General features: G+C 70.4%; 20 protein-coding genes. 8 read left to right on the plus strand and 12 right to left on the minus strand.

Annotated elements, in window-relative coordinates:
• Positions 1-50: 50 nt before the first annotated feature.
• The 6 genes from pgl to tkt are packed head-to-tail and all read right to left on the minus strand — an operon-like array spanning position 51 to position 8,199.
• Positions 51-830, minus strand: a complete 780-nt coding sequence (gene pgl / locus AB0M83_RS15760) for a 6-phosphogluconolactonase (RefSeq protein WP_364517463.1) — start codon at positions 828-830, stop codon at positions 51-53.
• Positions 827-1,828 carry a glucose-6-phosphate dehydrogenase assembly protein OpcA gene (gene opcA / locus AB0M83_RS15765; protein ID WP_364517465.1) on the minus strand — a complete coding sequence of 334 codons (1,002 nt, stop codon included), beginning with the start codon at positions 1,826-1,828 and terminating at the stop codon, positions 827-829. Before opcA ends, pgl begins: the two co-directional genes overlap by 4 nt.
• Positions 1,825-3,348: a glucose-6-phosphate dehydrogenase gene (gene zwf, locus AB0M83_RS15770; protein ID WP_364517467.1), complete on the minus strand. Its 1,524-nt coding sequence runs from the start codon at positions 3,346-3,348 to the stop codon at positions 1,825-1,827. Before zwf ends, opcA begins: the two co-directional genes overlap by 4 nt.
• Positions 3,345-4,967, minus strand: a complete 1,623-nt coding sequence (locus tag AB0M83_RS15775; RefSeq protein ID WP_364517469.1) for a glucose-6-phosphate isomerase — start codon at positions 4,965-4,967, stop codon at positions 3,345-3,347. The genes zwf and AB0M83_RS15775 overlap by 4 nt, the downstream gene beginning before the upstream one ends.
• 8 nt (positions 4,968-4,975) lie before the next feature.
• Positions 4,976-6,088, minus strand: a complete 1,113-nt coding sequence (gene tal, locus AB0M83_RS15780; protein ID WP_364517471.1) for a transaldolase — start codon at positions 6,086-6,088, stop codon at positions 4,976-4,978.
• Between the two features lie 11 nt (positions 6,089-6,099).
• On the minus strand, positions 6,100-8,199 hold the full coding sequence (gene tkt, locus AB0M83_RS15785; protein WP_364517473.1) for a transketolase: 2,100 nt from the start codon (positions 8,197-8,199) through the stop codon (positions 6,100-6,102).
• A 295-nt stretch (positions 8,200-8,494) separates the two neighbouring features.
• Between tkt and AB0M83_RS15790 the strand changes: the two genes are divergently transcribed.
• The 5 genes from AB0M83_RS15790 to AB0M83_RS15810 all read left to right on the plus strand — a co-directional run bounded on the left by AB0M83_RS15790 (position 8,495) and on the right by AB0M83_RS15810 (position 13,475).
• Positions 8,495-9,475, plus strand: a complete 981-nt coding sequence (locus AB0M83_RS15790) for a heme o synthase (protein ID WP_364517475.1) — start codon at positions 8,495-8,497, stop codon at positions 9,473-9,475.
• 77 nt (positions 9,476-9,552) lie between these two features.
• Positions 9,553-9,963: a hypothetical protein gene (locus AB0M83_RS15795; RefSeq protein ID WP_364517477.1), complete on the plus strand. Its 411-nt coding sequence runs from the start codon at positions 9,553-9,555 to the stop codon at positions 9,961-9,963.
• On the plus strand, positions 9,960-10,592 hold the full coding sequence (locus tag AB0M83_RS15800) for a hypothetical protein (protein ID WP_364517479.1): 633 nt from the start codon (positions 9,960-9,962) through the stop codon (positions 10,590-10,592). The genes AB0M83_RS15795 and AB0M83_RS15800 overlap by 4 nt, the downstream gene beginning before the upstream one ends.
• A 62-nt stretch (positions 10,593-10,654) precedes the next feature.
• Positions 10,655-12,898 carry an ATP-binding domain-containing protein gene (locus AB0M83_RS15805; RefSeq protein WP_364517481.1) on the plus strand — a complete coding sequence of 748 codons (2,244 nt, stop codon included), beginning with the start codon at positions 10,655-10,657 and terminating at the stop codon, positions 12,896-12,898.
• A gap of 10 nt (positions 12,899-12,908) precedes the next feature.
• Complete coding sequence (locus AB0M83_RS15810) at positions 12,909-13,475, plus strand: FKBP-type peptidyl-prolyl cis-trans isomerase (protein ID WP_364517483.1); 567 nt, start codon at positions 12,909-12,911, stop codon at positions 13,473-13,475.
• Between the two features lie 62 nt (positions 13,476-13,537).
• Here the strand turns inward: AB0M83_RS15810 and AB0M83_RS15815 are convergent, their stop codons facing one another.
• On the minus strand, positions 13,538-14,506 hold the full coding sequence (locus tag AB0M83_RS15815) for a quinone oxidoreductase (RefSeq protein WP_364517485.1): 969 nt from the start codon (positions 14,504-14,506) through the stop codon (positions 13,538-13,540).
• A gap of 80 nt (positions 14,507-14,586) precedes the next feature.
• Here AB0M83_RS15815 and AB0M83_RS15820 point away from each other — a divergent pair, with 80 nt between their 5' ends.
• Together AB0M83_RS15820 and AB0M83_RS15825 are read left to right on the plus strand one after the other, a co-directional pair.
• Positions 14,587-14,907, plus strand: coding sequence for a hypothetical protein (locus AB0M83_RS15820; RefSeq protein ID WP_364517487.1), 321 nt, complete (start codon positions 14,587-14,589; stop codon positions 14,905-14,907).
• Positions 14,904-15,764: a hypothetical protein gene (locus AB0M83_RS15825; RefSeq protein WP_364517489.1), complete on the plus strand. Its 861-nt coding sequence runs from the start codon at positions 14,904-14,906 to the stop codon at positions 15,762-15,764. The genes AB0M83_RS15820 and AB0M83_RS15825 overlap by 4 nt, the downstream gene beginning before the upstream one ends.
• Here AB0M83_RS15825 and AB0M83_RS15830 read toward each other — a convergent pair whose 3' ends face one another.
• A complete protein-coding gene (locus AB0M83_RS15830) occupies positions 15,765-15,938 on the minus strand; it encodes a hypothetical protein (protein ID WP_364517490.1) in 174 nt (57 codons plus the stop codon).
• Positions 15,939-16,109: 171 nt separating this feature from the next.
• Between AB0M83_RS15830 and AB0M83_RS15835 the strand changes: the two genes are divergently transcribed.
• Positions 16,110-17,249: a hypothetical protein gene (locus AB0M83_RS15835; protein ID WP_364517492.1), complete on the plus strand. Its 1,140-nt coding sequence runs from the start codon at positions 16,110-16,112 to the stop codon at positions 17,247-17,249.
• Between the two features lie 53 nt (positions 17,250-17,302).
• On the opposite strand, the gene AB0M83_RS15840 is transcribed toward AB0M83_RS15835, so the two are convergent.
• The 4 genes from AB0M83_RS15840 to AB0M83_RS15855 all read right to left on the minus strand — a co-directional run bounded on the left by AB0M83_RS15840 (position 17,303) and on the right by AB0M83_RS15855 (position 19,775).
• The gene (locus AB0M83_RS15840) at positions 17,303-17,455 is read right to left on the minus strand and encodes a hypothetical protein (RefSeq protein ID WP_364517494.1); all 153 of its coding nucleotides are present in this window, start codon (positions 17,453-17,455) and stop codon (positions 17,303-17,305) included.
• Positions 17,456-17,553: 98 nt separating this feature from the next.
• A complete protein-coding gene (locus tag AB0M83_RS15845) occupies positions 17,554-18,474 on the minus strand; it encodes an acyl-CoA desaturase (protein ID WP_364517496.1) in 921 nt (306 codons plus the stop codon).
• Between the two features lie 63 nt (positions 18,475-18,537).
• Positions 18,538-19,497, minus strand: a complete 960-nt coding sequence (locus tag AB0M83_RS15850) for a COX15/CtaA family protein (protein WP_364517498.1) — start codon at positions 19,495-19,497, stop codon at positions 18,538-18,540.
• Positions 19,498-19,580: 83 nt separating this feature from the next.
• A complete protein-coding gene (locus AB0M83_RS15855; protein WP_364517500.1) occupies positions 19,581-19,775 on the minus strand; it encodes a hypothetical protein in 195 nt (64 codons plus the stop codon).
• Positions 19,776-19,838: the final 63 nt, after the last annotated feature.

The raw sequence follows: 19,838 nt of genomic DNA on the forward strand, positions 1-19,838 counted from the left end.
TCCTTACCGGCTCTTATGGCCGGTAAGGAGGCCTTCACGGACCACAGAACCTAAGCCGTAGGCGGCTGGTAAACCTTCGTCAGCTTCCCGGCCGCAGCGCGGTCCAGCAGCCACAGCGTCCGCCGATGTCCGCGCGCCCCGGCCACCGGCAACTGGACTTCGCCAGCCCCCGACAAAGCCAACGCCACCGCATCCGCCTTCGCGGACCCAGCAGTCATCAACCACACGTCGCGAGCCCGCCGGATCGCCGGCAGCGTCAGCGAAATCCGCGTCGGCGGTGGCTTGGGGCAGTTGCGCACCGCCACCACCGACCGCTCGGTCTCGTACACCGCCGGGGACTCCGGGAACACCGATGCCGTGTGGCCCTCGCCGCCCAGGCCGAGCAGCATGATGTCGAACGACGGCACGTCGCCGTGGTCCTCCGGGCCCGCCTGGGACGCCAGCACCGACGCGTACGCCGCGGCCGCCGCGTCCACGTCGGAGCCGAACTCGCCGTCCGATGGCGCCATCGCGTGGATGCGCTTCGGGTCGAGCGGGACGTGGTCCAGCAAGGCCTCGCGGGCCTGCTTCTCGTTCCGCTCGTCCGAATCCGCCGGGACGAACCGCTCGTCGCCCCAGTAGATGTCCAGGCGCGACCAGTCGATCGCGTCCCGGGCCGATGATGCCCGCAGCTCCGACAGCACCGCGATGCCCGTGCCGCCGCCGGTCAGCACCAGTGATGCCGATCCCTTGGCCGCCTGGACGTCCACCAGCCGCGTGACCAGCCGGGCGGCCGCCGCGGCCGCCAGCAGGTCCTGGTTCGCGTAGACGACCACTTCCGTCTTGCTCATTTACGAGCCTTCGCAGAAACCGCCGCGGCGGCGGGCGAGGTGACGTCGGCCTTGGCCGGCGCGCCCGTCTTGCCGTTCGTCCCGGACGTGATCTTGTGCAGGCCGTGCAGCGAAGTCTCGTAGACCTCGTCCGGGTCGAGCCGGCGCAGCTCCTCGACCAGGCAGTCCTGGGTGCTGCGCCGCTGCAGGGCGATCCGCCGGGTCGGCTGACCCGGCTGGGTCAGCGTGCCGACGCGCCCGTCCGGCCGGTGCAGCTCCACCGCGCCCGAGCGGCGCTCCAGGGTGACCGAGATGATCCCGGCCGCCCCCGAGCTCTTGACCCGCTTGACCGGCACCTTCAGGTACTCGGCCAGCCAGGCGGCCAGCAGTTCGGTCGACGGCGAATCGGCCTCGCCGGTCACGGTCGCCCCGGTGACCTTCTCGTACGGCGGCAGGTCCAGCGCCGAGACGAGCTGGGCCCGCCAGTGCGTCAGCCGGGTCCAGGCCAGGTCGGTGTCGCCCGCCGCGTAGGCCTTCGCCCGCGTGGTCAGCGCCTTGACCGGGCTCTTCTCCGCGGCCGAGTCGGTGATCCGGCGCTGGGCCAGCTCGCCGAGCGGGTCCTTGTCCGGGTCCTTCGGGCCCGCTCCGGGCCACCAGGTGACGATCGGCGCGTCCGGCAGCAGCAGCGGTACCACCGCGCTCTGGCCCTGGGCGGCCAGCGGGCCGTAGAGCCGCAGCACGATGACCTCGCTCGCGCCGGCGTCGCCGCCGACCCGGATCTGGCCGTCGATCCGCGGCGCCGCGGTGCGCGCGCCCTTGGCCACCACGATCACCCGCGACGGGTGCTCGCGGCTCGCGCCGTTGGCCGCTTCGATGGCCTCTTCGAGGTTGGCGTCGTCGTCGGCGACGATCACCAGCGTCAGGACCCGGCCGAGGGCTACTTGCCCGCCCTGTTCGCGGATCTCCACCAGCTTCTTGTTCAGTGCCGAAGTCGTGGTGGACGGCAGGTCGATGATCACGGGCGCCTCCATTTCCGGCCGGTGCGCTCCAGCATTTCGTCGGCGGACGGCGGGCCCCAGGTGCCCGGCGGGTACTGCTCCGGCGAGCCTTCCTTGGCCCAGTGCGCCAGGATCGGGTCGAGGATCTTCCAGGAGAGCTCGACCTCTTCGTTGACCGGGAACAGCGACGGCTCGCCGAGCAGGACGTCGAGGATCAGGCGCTCGTAGGCCTCGGGGGAGGACTCGGTGAACGCGTGCCCGTAGCCGAAGTCCATCGTGACGTCGCGGACCTCCATCGTGGTCCCCGGCACCTTCGAGCCGAACCGCAGCGTGATGCCCTCGTCCGGCTGGACCCGGATGACCAGGGCGTTCTGCCCCAGCTCCTCGGTCGAGGTCGAGTCGAACGGCAGGTGCGGCGCCCGCTTGAACACGATGGCGATCTCGGTGACGCGGCGGCCGAGCCGCTTGCCGGTGCGCAGGTAGAACGGCACCCCGGCCCACCGGCGGCTCTGCACCTCCAGAGTCACCGCGGCGTAGGTCTCGGTCTTCGAGTCCTTCGCGAAACCCTCTTCCTGCAGCAGGCCGGGCACCTTCGTGCCGCCCTGCCAGCCGCCCGCGTACTGGCCGCGCGCGGTCGTCTTGTCCAGCGGCCCGAGGGGCTTGGTGCCCGAGAGCACCTTGATCTTCTCCGCGCGCAGGGCCCGCGGGTCGAACGACAGCGGCTCCTCCATCGCGGTGAAGGCGAGCAGCTGCAGCAGGTGGTTCTGGATGACGTCGCGGGCCGCGCCGATGCCGTCGTAGTACCCCGCGCGCCCGCCGAGGCCGATGTCCTCGGCCATGGTGATCTGCACGTGGTCGACGTAGTTGGCGTTCCAGATCGGCTCGAACAGCTGGTTCGCGAAGCGCAGCGCCAGGATGTTCTGCACCGTCTCCTTGCCGAGGTAGTGGTCGATGCGGAACACCGACTCCTCGGGGAAGACGTCGTTGACGATCGCGTTCAGCTCTTCGGCGCTCTTGAGGTCGTGGCCGAAGGGCTTCTCGATGACGACGCGCCGCCAGGTCTTCTCGTCGGCGTTCGCCAGCCCGGAACGGGCCAGCTGCTTGGTCACCACCGGGAACGCACCGGGCGGGATCGACAGGTAGAACGCGGTGTTGCCGCCGGTGCCGCGTTCCTTGTCGAGCTCGCGGACGGTCTCGGCGAGCCGGTCGAAGGCGTTGTCGTCGTCGAACGTGCCCTGCACGAACCGGATGCCTTCGGCGAGCCGGTTCCACACCGACTCCTTGAACGGCGTCCGGGCGTGCTCCTTGACCGAGTCGTGCACGAGCTCGCCGAAGTCCTGGTGCTCCCAGTCGCGCCGGGCGAACCCGACGAGCGAGAAGCCGGCGGGCAGCAGCCCGCGGTTGGCCAGGTCGTAGATGGCGGGCATCAGCTTCTTGCGGGCCAGGTCGCCGGTGACCCCGAAGATCACCAGGCTGGACGGCCCCGCGATGCGCGGGAGCCGCTTGTCCCGCGGATCGCGCAGCGGGTTGGTCCAGGTCATGCGCTCACCTCCTGTACCGCGCGGACGACCGCCGCGAGCCCGGCGGCCCGGTCGGTCAGGTGCAGGCGCAGCACCGGGCGGCCGTGCTCGGCGAGCACCTGGCCGTCGCCGAGGGCCTGGGCGTGCTGCAGCTGACCGAGCGTGTACGGCCGCTCGGGCACGTCGAGGTCCTCCTCGACGGCGCCGGTGAGCTGCAGGAACACGCCGTTCTGGTGCCCGCCCTTGTGGTACTGGCCGGTGGAGTGCAGGAACCGCGGTCCCCAGCCGAACGTCGTCTGCTTGCCGGTGCGCTTGGCGATCTCGGGGCGCAGCAGCGCGGTCGACGCGTCGTCGAGGCGGTCGAGGTAGGCCTGCACCGCGATGTAGCCCGCGTCCGGCGCCGAAGCGAAGAACGCGCGGAGCACGTCGGTCAGGCTGCCGTCGGTGGACACCCCGTCGCTGCCGAAGATCTCGACCGGACCGTCCACAGTGGACGCCGTCTCGCCGCCCTTGAGCTTCTCCGGGTCGTCCAGCAGCGCACGCGCCGCCTTCTTCGCCGTTTCGACGTCGGGCTGGTCGAACGGGTTGATCCCGAGCAGCCGGCCGGCCAGCGCCGTGGCGAACTCCCAGAGCAGGAGCTGCGCGCCGAGCGAGCCGGTGACGGCGATCTTCGCCGCGCCCCGCGGGCTGCCGACGGCGACCGGGGTGGCGTCGGACTTCGCGTCGGCGAAGCCGGGCGCTTCCGTGCTCTCGACCGCGACCGGCAGCAGTCCGGTGCCCTGCTTGCCGGTCGACTCCGCGATCAGCTGCTCGGCCCAGTCCGGGAAGCCCTTGATACCGGAACCGGAGTCGGCCAGCACGACCTTCTCGGCACCCGTTTCGTGGGCGGCGGCCCACGCGGCGGCCAGCTTGACCGCCGGGTTGGCCGCGTCGTCGGCGGCGAGCTCGTCGGCCGCCGAGGCGGCCTGGTCGAGCAGCCGGGCGACGTCCGCGCCGGCGAGGCCGGCCGGGACGAGCCCGAACGCGGTCAGCGCCGAGTAGCGGCCGCCGACGTGCGGGTCGGCGAGGAAGGTCTTGCGGTAACCCTCCTTTTCGGACAGTTCCTGGAACGGCGAGCCCGGGTCCGTGACGACCACGATCCGCCGCGCCGCGTCGATCCCCGCGTCGGTGAAGGCCTTCGCGAAGATCCGCCGGTGGCTGTCGGTCTCGACGGTGCCGCCCGACTTCGACGACACCACGATCACCGTGCGCTCGAGGTCACCGGCCAACGCGTCGGCGACCTGGCCGGGGTCGGTGGTGTCGAGCACGGTCAGCGCGACGCCGTCGGTGGCGGTGATCACCTCCGGCGCCAGCGACGAGCCGCCCATGCCGGCCAGCACGACCCGGTCGACGCCCTCGGAGCGCAGTTCGGTCCGCAGCGCCTCGATCTCGCCGATCAGCGGCCGGGACGACTTGTGCAGCGTCGTCCAGGACAGCCGGATCGACGCTTCGGACTCGGCGTCGGCTCCCCAGAGCGTCGCGTCCTGCGCCGCCAGCTTCGAAGCGGCCTGGTCGGCGACCAGTCGCTCGACCAGGGGCGCAGCACGTTCCGCCAGTGTGGCGTCCACGATCTCGACGCCGGTCTTTTCCCCTGTCGTCATGTCGTGCTTCAGCCCTTCGCGCTCTCGAGCTGGCCCTTGACGGTCTCGAGCAGTTCCACCCAGGACTTCTCGAACTTCTCGACGCCCTCGTTCTCCAGCGTGAGGAAGACGTCGGTGATGTCGATCCCGACCGCCTCGAGCTGGTCGAAGACCTTCTGCGCGTCCTTGCCGTGGCCGCTCACCCGGTCGCCCTGGAGGTCGGCGTGCTCCGCTACCGCGTCGAGGGTCTTCTCCGGCATGGTGTTGACGGTGTCCTTCACCACCAGGTCGTCGACGTAGAGGGTGGGGGAGTAGTCCGGGTTCTTGACGCCGGTCGAGGCCCACAGCGGGCGCTGCGCGTGGGCGCCGTCGGCCGCGAGGGCCTTCCAGCGGTCCGTGGCGAACAGCTCTTCGAAGGCCGCGTAGGCGAGCCGGGCGTTGGCGACGGCGGCCTTGCCGCGCAGGGCCTTGGCCTCGTCGGTGCCGATCGCGTCGAGCCGCTTGTCGATCTCGGTGTCCACACGGGACACGAAGAACGACGCGACCGAGTGGATGCCGCGCAGGTCGTGGCCGTTGGCCTTCGCCTGCTCGAGGCCGGCGAAGAAGGCTTCGATGACCTTCTTGTAGCGCTCGACGGAGAAGATCAGCGTGACGTTGACGCTGATGCCCTCGGCCAGCGTGCGGGTGATCGCCGGCAGGCCCTCTTCGGTGGCCGGGATCTTGATCAGCACGTTCGGCCGGTCCACGGTCTTCCACAGGTCCTGCGCCTCGGCCACCGTCTTCTCGGTGTCCTTGGCCAGGCGCGGGTCGACCTCGATGGAGACGCGGCCGTCGACGCCGTTCGTGGCGTTGTAGACGTCGCGGAACAGGTCCGCGGCGTTGCGCACGTCGGTCGTCGTCAGGTCCCGGATGGTCGCCTCGACGTCGGCGCCCTGGGCCGCGAGCTCGCGGGTGCGCTCGTCGTAGGCGTCACCCTTGGACATCGCGTTGGCGAAGATCGTCGGGTTGGTCGTCACGCCGACGACGTGCTTGTCGCGGATCAGGTCCGCGAGGTTGCCCGTGTTGAGGCGTTCGCGAGAGAGGTCGTCGAGCCAGATCGAAACACCGGCTTCGGACAGCTGCGCGAGCTTGTCGTTGCTCATCTATGTCCCCTTCAGTTCTTGGTGTTGGCGATCGAGCGGCGGGCCGCGTCGACGACTGCCTCCGTGGTGAACCCGAACTCACGGAACAGTGTGGCGGCATCGGCGGAGGCGCCGAAGTGCTCGATCGAAACGTTCACCCCGGCGTCACCGGTGAAGCGGTGCCACGACTGCGCGATGCCCGCCTCGACGGACACGCGGGCCTTCACACCGGCCGGGATGACGGATTCGCGGTAGGCCGCGTCCTGCGCGTCGAACCACTCGACGCACGGCATCGAGACGACGCGCGCCTTGACGCCGTCGGCCTCGAGGGTCTTCTTCGCCTCGACGGCGAGCTGGACCTCGGAACCGGTGGCGATGAGCACCACGTCCGGGGTGCCGCCCGAGTCCGCCAGGACGTACCCGCCCTTGGCGACGCCCTCGGCGCTGGTGCCCTCGAGCACCGGCACGTTCTGGCGGGTGAGCGCCAGGCCGGACGGGTGGTGGATGTCCTCCAGCACGGCCTTCCACGCGTACGCGGTCTCGTTGGCGTCCGCCGGGCGGACGACGTTGAGGCCCGGGATCGCGCGCAGCGCGGAGAGCTGCTCGATCGGCTGGTGCGTCGGCCCGTCCTCGCCGAGGCCGATCGAGTCGTGCGTCCAGACGTAGGTGACCGGCGCCTTCATCAGCGCGGCCAGCCGGACCGGCGGGCGCATGTAGTCGGAGAAGATGAGGAACGTCGCGCCGTACGGGCGGGTGCCGCCGTGCAGCGCGATCCCGTTGAGGATCGAGCCCATGGCGTGCTCGCGGATGCCGAAGTGCAGCGTCCGGCCGTACGGGTTGGCCTGCCACATGTCGGTGGCGGCCTTCTCGGGACCGAACGAGTCGGCGCCCTTCATCGTGGTGTTGTTGCTCTCGGCCAGGTCGGCCGAGCCGCCCCACAGCTCCGGCAGCGGGTCGGCGAGGGCGTTGAGCACCTCACCGGAGGCCTTGCGGGTCGCGACGCCCTTGGGGTCCGGCTCCCAGTGCGGCAGGTTGTCGGCGAAGCCCTCGGGCAGCGTGCGAGTGGCCATCCGGTCGCCGATCTTCTTGCGCTCCGGGTTGGCCTTGCCCCACGCCTCGTACTTCTCCTGCCATTCGGCGTGGGCGGCCTTGCCGCGCTCGAGCGCCTGGCGGGTGTGCTTCAGCACGTCGTCCTCGACCTGGAACGACTGCTCCGGGTCGAAGCCGAGGATCTTCTTGACCGCGGCGACCTCTTCGCCGCCCAGCGCGGCGCCGTGCGCCTTGCCGGTGCCCATCTTCTTCGGCGCGGGGTAGCCGATCACGGTCTTCACCGCGATGAACGACGGCCGGCCGGTCTCGGCCTTCGCGTTCTTGATGGCCTCTTCGATCGCGACGACGTCTTCGCCGCCCTCGACGACCTGGGTGTGCCACCCGTAGGCCTCGTACCGCGCGACCGTGTCCTCCGAGAGGGCGATGTTCGTGTCGTCCTCGATGGAGATCTTGTTGTCGTCCCAGAAGACGATCAGGTTGCCCAGCTCCTGGCGGCCCGCGATGGACGAGGCCTCGGAGGTGACGCCCTCTTCGATGTCGCCGTCGGAGGCGATCGCGTAGATGAAGTGGTCGAAGATGCTCTCGCCGGGCGCCGCGTCCGGGTCGAGCAGGCCGCGCTCGCGGCGGGCGGCCATCGCCATGCCCACGGCGTTCGCCAGGCCCTGGCCCAGCGGGCCGGTGGTGGTCTCGACACCGTCGGTGTGCCGGTACTCGGGGTGACCCGGGGTCTTCGAGCCCCACTTGCGCAGCTGCTTGAGGTCCTCGAGCTCGAGGCCGTAGCCGGCGAGGAACAGCTGGATGTAGAGCGTCAGGCTGCTGTGCCCGGCCGACAGCACGAAGCGGTCGCGGCCCGGCCAGTGCTGGTCGTTGGGGTCGTGGCGGAGGGTGCGCTGGAACAGCGTGTAGGCCAGCGGCGCCAGGCTCATCGCGGTACCGGGGTGGCCACTGCCACAGTTCTCGACCGCGTCCGCGGCGAGCACCCGGACGGTGTCCACGGCGCGGGTGTCGGTGTCGGTCCAGTCGGCGGGCACGTTACGCCGCAGGAGTGGGTTGTTCTCGCTGGTAGGGGCGGTTTCGGACACTGAACTCCAACTCCCGGTCATGATGGTTGCGGCTGGTCTTCCACGTTCCGGTTACCCGTGCGCGGGGTCATCTATCTCAATCGATCCCGAAGGGACGATATTCCTGCTCGCGACCCTGCGCAGGGGCAATCGCGGCCCGTCGCGGCCAGCCTAGTGCTTGGACTCGTTTCCGACCCGCGATCACCCACGGGATTCACCACGTCTAACATCGTTCGAGGGTTCAGTTCGGCAGGTTTGCGCGGCACCACCACTGCCTACCCGGACTCGCCCGCCCGAACCTGACGCAGGGAGTGAAATGTCGTTGGTGAACGCTGCGCACGGACGCAGTGACGACACCAGCGCCGTGCACCCGACCGGTGATCGACCGCACGGTGACCGGCTAAGCATCCGCCGGGTCGTCGGCGCCTACGCCGCACTGGCGAAACCGCGGGTGATCGAGCTCCTGCTGGTCACCACCATCCCGGCGATGTTCCTCGCCGGCCGTCAGATCCCGTCGCCGTGGCTGGTCCTGGCCACGCTGGTCGGCGGGACGATGGCCGCGGGCAGCGCGAACGCGCTCAACTGCGTGATCGACGCGGACATCGACAAGGTGATGAACCGCACGAAGCGCCGCCCGCTGGTGAAGGACTCGGTGCCGCGGCGCGGAGCGCTGATCTTCGGCTTGGTCATGGGCGTGGCGTCGGCCGTAGTGCTCTATTTCACGGTCAACCTGCTGTCGGCCGTGCTGGCCGTGGCCACGATCCTCTTCTACATCTTCGTCTACACGCTCGGCCTCAAGCGGCGCACGTCGCAGAACGTGGTCTGGGGCGGCGCGGCGGGCTGCATGCCGGTCGTCATCGGCTGGGCCGCGGTCACCGGCACCGTGCAGTGGCCGGCGTTCGTGATGTTCGGCGTCATCTTCTTCTGGACCCCGCCGCACACGTGGGCGCTGGGCATGAAGTACCGCGACGACTACGAGCGCGCGGGCGTCCCGATGCTGCCGGTGGTCGCCACCGCCCAGCACGTCGCCAAGCAGATCGTCATCTACTCGTGGGTGATGGTGGCGTGGACGCTGCTGCTGCTCCCGGTGACGTCCTGGCTGTACGGCACGTTCGCCATCCTGGCGGGCGGCTGGTTCCTCTTCTACGCGCACAGCCTGCAGGCCGCGGTGCGGCGCGGCGAAGAGACGAAGCCGATGGCGCTGTTCCACCGGTCCAACACGTACCTGATGATCGTGTTCGTGGCGCTGGCGGTCGACTCGGCCATCGGCCTGCCCACCCTCGGCCTTCCGTTCTGAGCCCGGCGGAGTTCCTCGCCGACGTCATCGAGTCCGGCACCGTCCTGGGGGCCGACCACACGTGGTCTCCCGAGCGGGTGGCGGAGTTGTTCGGCGACGACTACGGCGACAATCCGTCGAAGCACTCCCTGGGACGCGACCACGGCCTGGTCGAGTTCTTCTGGCAGCGAGGCAGCGCCCGCGAGCCGTGGGCGGGGACCCACTTCTCGGTGCAAGCGCACCGGCTCCGGTACCGGGCCCCTTCGACGGTCAACGGCGTGATCCGCGACCGTTACGGAGCTTTCCCCGATCCGGTGCGGTTCGACGAGGTCGACGCCGTGCTCGCCGGCCGCGGCGTGGCGCTGACCGAGGTGCCGTACCCGGCCGACCCGGACGAGATGCGCACGTACTGGCAGTCAGGCTCGCGGACCATGGTCTACGTGGTGGCGGGGTCCTACTACGGTCAACCTGGCGACGTGTACAAGGTGACCAGCCCGGACACGCCGTGATGCCACGCGTGGGCAAGGACCGGGTGGTCGTGGCGCTGGCGGCCGTCGTGGTCCTCGGCCTCCTGGCCTTTCTCGCCCGCGGCAGGGTGTCGCTCGACACGAACGAGCTGCTCGGTACCGCCTGCGCCATCCCGTCCCGGATCACCGCGGTCCCGGGCGCGGCCGACGCCGCTCCCGGTGGCGGTGGGCTGCGCGTCGTCGAGCAGGGGGCCGGGGTCGTGCTCGAGAACACCAGCGCCCAGTTCGCCTACCGGATCCCGGTGGCCGCCGGCTCGACGCGCGCCGAGGTACCGCTGCTCGCGCCCGGCCGGCGCACCGCGGTCGCGGGCGCCGGGCAGGTGACGTTCGGCCCGGTCGTCTGGCTGGCCCCGGAGTCACTCGGCGGCTACACGCCGGTGACCGCCACCGCCGTCCCGGGCGGCGTGCGCTACCACTCGGCGAACTGCCGGCCGCTGACGAGCCGAGGAGCGGCGGTGCTCTACCGCACCACCAGCGGCGCGATCGGCGGCAGCGAGCTGCTGCCCCCGGAGAGCGTGTCGTGCGCACCGGGGGACCGGGAACTGCCGGCCACCCTCCGGCCCGTGGTCCGCGCCGAGGTCTACCCGTACTGCGACCTCGCTCCGGAATGATCGCGCGGCCCTCGCCGTTAAACTTGGCTGGCCCTTTTCCTTGAGGCGAAAGCAGGATCCTCTTGTCCGTGTCCTCGGACGGCTTCACCGCCGAGCTCGCCCGCGAGCAGGCTTACGTCACCACCCTCTACGCGAAGCTCGACGCCGAACGCGTCGAGGCTCAGCGGCGCCTCGACGAGACCCTTCGCCAGACCGGCGGCACCCCGCAGGCCCGCACCGAACGCGACGTCGCCACCACCCTCTACACCGACCGGCTCGCCCAGCTCGGCTCCGTCGAGCAGGGCCTCGCCTTCGGGCGGCTCGACTTCGTCCCCGAGAACGCCGAGGAGACCACCTACATCGGCCGGCTCGGGCTGTTCGACGAGGACGACGACTACAAGCCGCTGCTCGTCGACTGGCGGGCGCCCGTCGCGCGGCCCTTCTACCTCGCCACCGCGGCGTCGCCCGAAGGGGTGCGCCGGCGCCGGCACCTGCGGTCGCTGACCCGCAAGGTCACCGGCTTCGACGACGAAATCCTCGACCTCACCGCCGCCGACCAGGGCCAGGACCTGGGGCTGGCCGGCGAGGCCGCGCTGCTGGCCGCGCTCGAACAGCGGCGCACCGGTGAGATGAGCGACATCGTCGCCACCATCCAGGCCGAGCAGGACCGCATCATCCGCGCCCCGCTGGGCGGCGTCATGGTCGTCCAAGGCGGGCCGGGCACCGGCAAGACCGCCGTCGCGCTGCACCGGGCGGCCTACCTGCTCTACACGCACCGTCAGCAGCTCACCACCCGCGGCGTGCTCGTCGTCGGGCCGAACAGCACGTTCCTGCGCTACATCGGCCAGGTGCTGCCGTCGCTCGGCGAGACCGGCGTGTTGCTCGCCACGATCGGGCAGCTCTACCCGGGCCTGGACGCCGACGGCGTCGAGCCGCGCGAGACCACCGAGGTGAAGGGCCGGCTGGTGATGGCCGACGTGCTCGCCAACGCCGTCCGCGACCGCCAGCGCGTGCCCGAACCGGTCCTGGAGATCGACTACGAGCACGACGTCCTCAAACTCGACCGCAAGACCTGCACGGACGCCCGGACCCGCGCCCGCCGCTCGCGGCGCCCGCACAACCCGGCGCGGCGCCTGTTCGTCTCCGACGTCCTCGACGCGCTGACCCGCCAGGCCGCCCGCAAGCTGGGGGAGGACCTCCTCGACGGCCAGGACCTCGCCGACATCCGCGCCGAACTGGCCGCGGACGAGAACGTCGCCGCGGCGCTGAACGAACTCTGGCCCGTGCTGACGCCGGAAGGCGTGCTCGACGACCTGTTCGCCGACCGCGAACGGCTCTCCCGCGCCGCTCGGAAGCTCCTTTCGGAGGAGGACCGCGCGCTGCTCGAGAGCGGCCGCGACACGAAGTGGACGCCGGCCGACGTGCCGCTGCTCGACGAGCTGGCCGAGCTGATCGGCGTCGACGACACCGAAGCCCGCGTCGAGCGCAAACGCCGTGAGCGCGAAGACCGCGCGTACGCCGAGGGCGTGCTCGACATCCTCGAGCAGGACGAGGAGATCATCGACGAAGAGCTGCTGCGCGTCTCCGACGTCCTCGACGCCGAGTTGTTCGCCGAGCGCCAGGTGGCGCGCAGCGAGCTGACCGCCGCCCAGCGCGCCGCGCAGGACCGGACCTGGACGTTCGGGCACGTGATCGTCGACGAGGCCCAGGAGCTGTCGGCGATGGACTGGCGGCTGCTCATGCGCCGCTCGCCGAACCGGTCGATGACGCTGGTCGGGGACGTCGCGCAGACCGGCGCGGCCGGTGGCGCGCGGTCGTGGGGCGAGGCGCTTTCGCCGTACGTCGCGGACCGGTGGCGGCTCGAGCAGCTGACCGTGAACTACCGCACGCCCGCCGAGATCATGGCGGTCGCGGCCCGCGTGCTCGCCGAGGTCGACCCGGCGTTGTCGGCGCCGTCTTCGGTGCGGGAGACCGGGGTGCCGCCGTGGTCGGCGCGGCCGGCTTCCCTGGCCGGGGAGCTGCCCGGGCTGGTGGCGCGCGAGCTGTCCGAAGTGGACGGTGGCACGGTGGCGGTCCTGGTGCCCGCCCAGCGGTTCGACGAGGTGTCGTCGTGGCTTTCGGAGCACGACGAGCGGCTGAGCGTGCTGACGGTCGAGCGGGCGAAGGGCCTGGAGTTCGACTCCGTGGTGCTGGTCGCGCCGGACGAGGTCGTGACGGGCTCGCCGCGCGGGCTCAACGACCTGTACGTCGCCCTGACCCGCGCTACGCGGCGGCTCGGCGTGGTCGCCACGGGTGACGACGTCCCGGCACTCTCCGTGCTTGGCTAGGGTGCCCGGCATGCAGAAGATCGGGAAGATCGTGGTCGTCGCCGCGGCGGCGCTGTCGCTGGCCGCGTGCGGCCAGGACGCCAAACCCCAGACGGCGGCCCCGGCGGGCCCGTCCGTCCCGTCGTCCGACGCCGCCCAGGCCACCCAGAGCAAGGGCCGCGAGTGCACCGCGGACGACATCAAGACGACGGGGAAGTTCGGCGAAAAGCCCGAAATCACCATCCCGGACTCCTGTGACCCGCCGAAGAAGCTGATCACCAAGGACCTGTCCACGGGCACCGGCGGCGGTGCTAAGGCCGGCCAGCAGCTGAAGATGAACTACCTGCTGGTGACGTGGTCGGACAAGAAGGTCCTGGACAACTCGTACGACCGCGGTGAGACGTTCGACCTGAACCTGGGCGCGGGCGAGGTCATCCCGGGCTGGGACAAGGGCCTGGAGGGCATCAAGCAGGGCGGCCGCCGCCTGTTGATCATCCCGCCGGACCTCGCCTACGGCCAGGGCGGCCGTGGCATCCAGCCGAACGAGACGCTGGTCTTCGTCACCGACGCCGTTTCGGTCCCGGCCGACAAGGGCTGATCCCGGGTCCGTGAATGGCGCATTGAGGGACTTCGAGTCCCTCAATGCGACATTCACGGCGTTCAGGGGATGAGCAGGAGCTTGCCGGTCGTGCGGCGGCCCTGGAGGTCTTCGTGGGCGCGGCGCGCGTCGGCCAGCGGGTACTTGCCGCCGATGCGGACGGTGAGATCGCCCGCGAGGACGGCGTCGAACAGTTCCTGGGACCGCCAGTCGATCTCCTCGCGGCTGCGCGTGTAGTGCGCCGACGTCGGGCGGGTCAGGTACAGCGAGCCGCCGGAGTTGAGGCGCTGCGGGTCGATCGGCGGCACCGGGCCGCTGGACGCGCCGAACAGCGCCAGTAGGCCGCGGATCTTGAGGCTGGCGAGGCTGCCGTCGACGGTGTCCTTGCCGACACCGTCGTACACGACGTCCACGCCGTTGCCGTCGGTCAGTTCGCGGGTGAGCTTCGCGAAGTCGTCCCGGTCGTAGCGGATCACCTCGTCGGCGCCGGCTTCGCGGGCGAGCTTCTCCTTCTCCTCGGTCGACACGGTGCCGATCACGCGGGCGCCGCGCGCCTTCGCCAGCTGCACCAGCAGCAGGCCGACGCCGCCCGCGGCCGCGTGCACCAGCACGTCGTGGCCAGCCTTGACCTCAAACGTCGACGCGACCAGGTAGTGCGCGGTCATGCCCTGGAGCAGGGTCGCGGCGGCGGTCTCCAGCGAGACACCTTCGGGTACCTTCACGGCGATCGACGCGGGGACGACCTTGCGCGCCGCGTAGCTGCCGAGGTCGCCTTGCCAGGCGACGCGGTCGCCGGCCTCGAACCCGGTCCCGGGGGCGGCTTCGAGGACCGTTCCCGCGCCCTCGAGGCCGAGCACGAACGGCAGGTCGATCGGGTAGATGCCCTGGCGCTGGTAGGTGTCGATGTAGTTGACGCCGGCCGCGGCGACGTCGACCAGCAGTTCGCCGGCCTCCGGGGCGCGCACGTCCACTTCGGCCGCTTCGAGCACTTCCGGGCCACCGGTCTTCGTCACCTGCACTGCGGTGGGCATGCGTCCTCCTCGGGTCGGGTTCTCCCAGGCACAACTATGGCCGACGCCACGCTGTTCCGCGTTCCGGCCGGTCTTTGGTTATGGTTCGGACCGTGGCTGATTCGGATTCGGAAGAGACGGTCGTTCCGCCGTCGAGCGCGCAGCTGGGAGCGGCGCGCAAGTTCGTGAAGGCGCACGGCAAGCCGTCCCGCGCGGTGGTGGAGAACATCGGCCGGGCGGGCGCGCGCGTCGTCCTCGTGGGCGCGGACGGCGCCATGGGCGACGTGGTGGTGCCTTCTGTGGCGACCGGAGAGGCGCTGATCGAGGCCGTCGAGGACCTCGAAGCGGCGTCGTGGGACGCGGAGACGGTCAAGGCCGCGAAGATCGGCCCGGAGCACCGCCGCAAGATGGCGGGCCGGTGAACCGCACGGCGATTCTGGCCGGCTGCGCGGAGCTTCCCTCGGGCGACGGCGACGACGACGCCGTGGTCCCCGCACTGGAGTCGCTGGGCTTCTCGGTCTCGTGGGCGGCGTGGGACTCGGGTGCGCCGTTCGAGGACGCCGACGCGGTGATCCTGCGCGCGACCTGGGACTACGCTTCGCGGCGTCCGGAGTTCCTCTCCTGGTGCGAGTCGGTCCCCGCGCTGTACAACCCGGCTCCGGTCGTCCGCTGGAACACGGACAAGTCGTACCTCACGGAGCTGCTCGACGCGGGTCTGGCGGTGGTCCCGACGGTCTTGGTCGAACCGGGCGACGACCCCCGCTTCCCTTCGGGTGACTTCGTGGTCAAGCCGTCGGTGGGCGCGGGCTCGCGCGGAGCGGCCCGGTTCACGTCCGGCGCCGAAGCGTCCGCGCATTTGGCGTCCCTGCACGCCGACGGCCACACCGCGCTGATCCAGCCGTACCAGTCCAGTGTGGACACTGCCGGTGAGCTGGCTTTGGTCTACCTGGGCGGGTTCTACTCCCACGCGTTCTCGAAGGCCGCGATGCTGGGGTCCACGATGGACTCGTCGGGGCTCTATTTGTCGGAGAAGCTGGAGGCGGCCTCGCCGCCGGCGGACGCGGTGGCGCTGGCCGAGGACGTACTGGATGCGGCGTCGGCGTTGCTGGGGATCCTGCGGGCCGAGCTGTTGTACGCGCGCGTCGATGTGGTGCGGGGTGCGGACGGGAAGCCGTTGCTGCTGGAGCTGGAGTTGACGGAGCCGTCGCTGGGCTTCCGCCAGACGGACCCGTCGGCGGCGCTGCGGTTCGCTTCGGCGGTGCGGCAGCAGCTGGCGTAGTCACTTGGCGGCTCGCTGTACCGCGGCGAGCGCGAGTGCGACGACGGCCCCGAGCGCGGTCACGGCCAGCGAGCCGGTGATCAAATAAAGCCCCCCGATGCCTGCTAGGCCGGCTTTGATCAATTCCCGCAGACCGCGGTCTGGAGCGGGTTCCCTTGTCTTCCTCTTGGTCACTGTGCTACCCCTTTATCGGTGTGCTAGTGCACTCCAGGCAATGGTGACCGGTGCTGAGCCCGACCGGAATTGATCTTTTGTTTTCGGGTGGGGTTTTTCGTTGTCGCCGCGAACATCGCCGTTGTCCGGGCTTGTCGCGAATTGTCGATCTTCGTCGGTAGCGGAGGCGTCATGACCATCCGGATGGACGGTGACCTGGTCGCCGAGATTTCGGCCGCAGAGGTTGAAGCGGCGCTGCGCTGGCTGGCGAAGCTCAGGAGCGGCGATCCGCTCCAGGCCTTCGGGGAGGCGATCAAGGACCCGGCGAGTGGGCCCGCAACCGTGCTCCGCTCCCTGGCGGTGCCGACGGCGTCCCTGCCCGCCGATTCGCGGGCGTTCGCCGTGTGGGGCTTGATCGTCGACGAGATCGGCTCGATCGGAGACGCTCGCCGCCGCCACGTCCTGATGGCGGCGTTCCGGGTTCCGCCGGCGCCGGGCGGGACCGGGTGGAAGTCGACGTTGAGGGACCGCTTCGAGCAGCTGATGCTGCTGGACGTATTCGGCGACCCGCGACCCACCACCACGACTCCGATGAACAAAGCCTGGCGGTGGGCGCTCGAGGTGTTGGCCGCCCGGCTGGTGGAGAAACTGGTTTCACTGGACGAGCCGGGCTGGCGGCACTACGCGGACATTGGTCGTGCGGCGGTGGAAGTCACGAACGACAAACGCGTCGGCTGGCGGGCCCGGGCCGCTTCGCCGGGGGCGCAGCCGGTGTTCGTTAAGCGCATGCTCGTGACGGCGGTTATGCACCGCCGAACGGTGCGGCGCCGGATTACCGAACGCGACATCGTCGCCTGCGAGGACGGTGTCGACGGGTTTAACGTCCACGCGGCGACCGGCTGGACGCACGACGCGGCGGACATACCGGTGACGGCACCGTGGGCGTGCCGGGTGGTCGCTTCGCCCAGGGAATACCCCGGCGCCCCGGTTCTGACGCGCCTGCGCTTTCGCCGGACGCTGCGTAAGGGCGAGCGCTACGCGTTTGTCTCTGAGGCGCTCGACGAGCAAGTCGACGAAGAACGCCAGTGGCTCAACGTCGAAGTAGATCACCACGGCATCGCGCCCGGCGGCCTGACCATCCAGCTGAACTTCGACTCGGAGTATCTTCCCGAGGCGTGCTGGTGGTATGCCGAACAACTCGAATTCGAGTGGACTCGGCAACCGCCCGACGGTGACCCGCATCTGCTCCCAGTCGGGGACGGCTTCGTCCGGCACACCTTTGTCGAAGGGTGCCATCCGCGGGAGAGTTACGGCATCGCCTTCAGGTGGTGATCCACGTCAACCAGGCCAAGTCACGCCTGGGTGACGTGGATCTATTAGGCATCCTATGCGATCTGGATCAGCTGATTGCCGGTGTTGCCGCCGCCGAGGCTAGCGGAGGACGTCAGGATGGGCGTGCCGAACAGTGCCAGGCTCAGAATGATCGCGGTGGCGAGGCGCAGAATCTTTTTGCCCCGCTTGTTGTCGCTGTGCTCCACCGTGAGTCTCCTTCGGTGTGGGGAATTCGGCTCACCGTAAGAGGAAGCAACCGACACGATCGAGCCCGTCATCTCTCTTTCGTGTCAGCGCGGGCGTATTAAGCTACCCGTTTCGCGGCCAGCCGATCGGCCTTCGGCCACCGGACATCGGTCGCCCATCCCAACCGCTCGAACGCCCAGATCACCCGCGCCGAAATATCCACCTGCCCCCGCAGCACCCCATGCCGCGCGCAAGTCGGGTCCGCGTGGTGCGAGTTGTGCCACGACTCGCCCATCGAAAGCACCGCCAGCGGCCAAAAATTAGCCGCCTTGTCGCGACTGGCGAACGGCCTCTCGCCGATCAGGTGACACACCGAGTTCACCGACCAGCTCACATGGTGCAGGAACGCGATCCGCACCAATCCGGCCCAGAAGAACGCCGTCACCGCGCCCCACCAGGACCACGTCAGCAGGCCACCCAGCAGAGCCGGCAGGGCGAGGCTCAGCGTGATCCACAGCCAGAAGTACCGGTTCACCACCCGCAGATCACCGTCCGCCACCAGGTCCGGGGCGAAGCGATCCGCGTTGGTCACCTCGCGGGAGAACATCCACCCCATGTGTGCGTGCCAAAAGCCGCGCAGCAGCGCCGATGCCGATGTCCCGAACAGCCACGGCGAGTGCGGGTCACCCTCACGGTCGGCGAACGCGTGGTGCCGCCGGTGGCTCGCCACCCAGAAGATCACCGAGCCCTGGACCGCCATGCTGCCCGCGATCGCCAGCGCCACCCGCAGGGGCCGGGACGCCTTGAACGCGCCGTGCGTGAAGTAGCGGTGGTAGCCGACCGTCACCCCGAGCGTCGCGAACACGTAGAACGCCGCCGCCAGTGCCAGGTCGACCCACGTCATGCCCCAGCCCCACACCAGGGGGACCGCTACCAGCAGTGCCAGGAACGGCACCAGGAGGAACGTCTTCAGCACGAGCATCTCGCCCGTGCCGCGACGGTGGGAGATCAGCGGCTTGGGGGCGGCGCGCGAGGTCATGGCGCGAACAGTAACCCACGGGCGAAACGGGCACGCCGACGCCGAGTTAAGCCCGCGTTGCCGTCAGGCGGCGGCGAGCTCGCGGGGCGCCGGCTCCAGGGACGTCACCGGGCCGCGGTCGCGGCTGCCCGTCCACAGGGACGCCGTCGCGATGATCACCGCCATCGCGCCGAGGACGTGGAACGACACCATCGCCTCCGGCACGCCCAGCGCGTACTGCAGCGAGCCCAGCCCACCCTGCGCGACCGCGACCGCCCACACCACCGTGTAGCGCTGCCACAGCCCCTTCGGCGCGCCGATGCGCAGCAGCTGCAGGCCGAACACCGCGAGCAGCAACAGGTAGAGCACCAGCAGTCCGCCGTGGACCTGGGCGAGCGCCTCCACCGAAACGGCCAGGCGGTGCGTGTTGATGTCGCCGCTGTGCGGGCCGGCGCCGGTCACCGTGGTGCCCGCCGCGAGCACCAGCCACATGACCACGGCCAGCGCGACCAGGACCGAGCGGCCGGGAACCAGGAGCCGCGCGGGTTCGTCGCCTTCGCGGAACGCGCGCAGCAGCAGGACCGCGAGCCAGACCAGCGGCGTCGTGGCGAGGAAGTGGATCGCGACGGTCCACCACTCGAGCTTGGCGAGCACGGTCATCCCGCCGACGACGGCCTGCAGCACGACGCCGCCGGGCATCGTCCAGGCCAGCTTCACCAGCCGCTTGCGGGACGGGTGGTCGATCTGCACGCGCCACGCCGTGATGACGGCGACCGCGGCGACGAGGATGACCACGCCGGTCAGCAGCCGGTTGCCGAACTCGATCCACTGGTTGAGCGCGTGGATGCCCGGGTGGTCCACCGGGACCAGGCTGCCGGCGACGCACTGCGGCCAGGTCGGGCAGCCGAGGCCCGAGCCGGTGACGCGCACGATGGAGCCGGTGACACCGATCAGCGCCTGCGCGAGGACCGCGGTGATCCCGACGGCCCGCTGCACGGCGGCGGACGGATACGGCAGGCGGGCGACGAGGCTGGTGAACGGCACCCATCGATGGTAGAGCGCCGGGAAACGCGGCTTTCGGCAGGTCCCGGCGCCCAGAACGGCGCGCCGGGCACAAGGGACCTAGGTCACTCGGTTTTCTTGGCCTTCTTCTGGAAGAGCCCGAGCGACTGCGCGAAGACGGCGCCGAACCCCAGCACGGCGATGGGGACGGTCCTGACCCAGAAGGCCCCCGCGTCGAGCGAGACGAGCAGGGCGACCAGCCCGATCGCCACGACGAGCAGGAGCAGCATGATCAGGGTGACGCGCAGCTTCGAAACCATGGAACTTCCCCCTCGGCGGACCGGACCCGGACCGGGTGACCATCTCAGGGGCGGCGCGGGTTC

It is taken from the genome of Amycolatopsis sp. NPDC051106 (assembly GCF_040682775.1).
In the GTDB taxonomy this organism is placed as follows: domain Bacteria; phylum Actinomycetota; class Actinomycetes; order Mycobacteriales; family Pseudonocardiaceae; genus Amycolatopsis.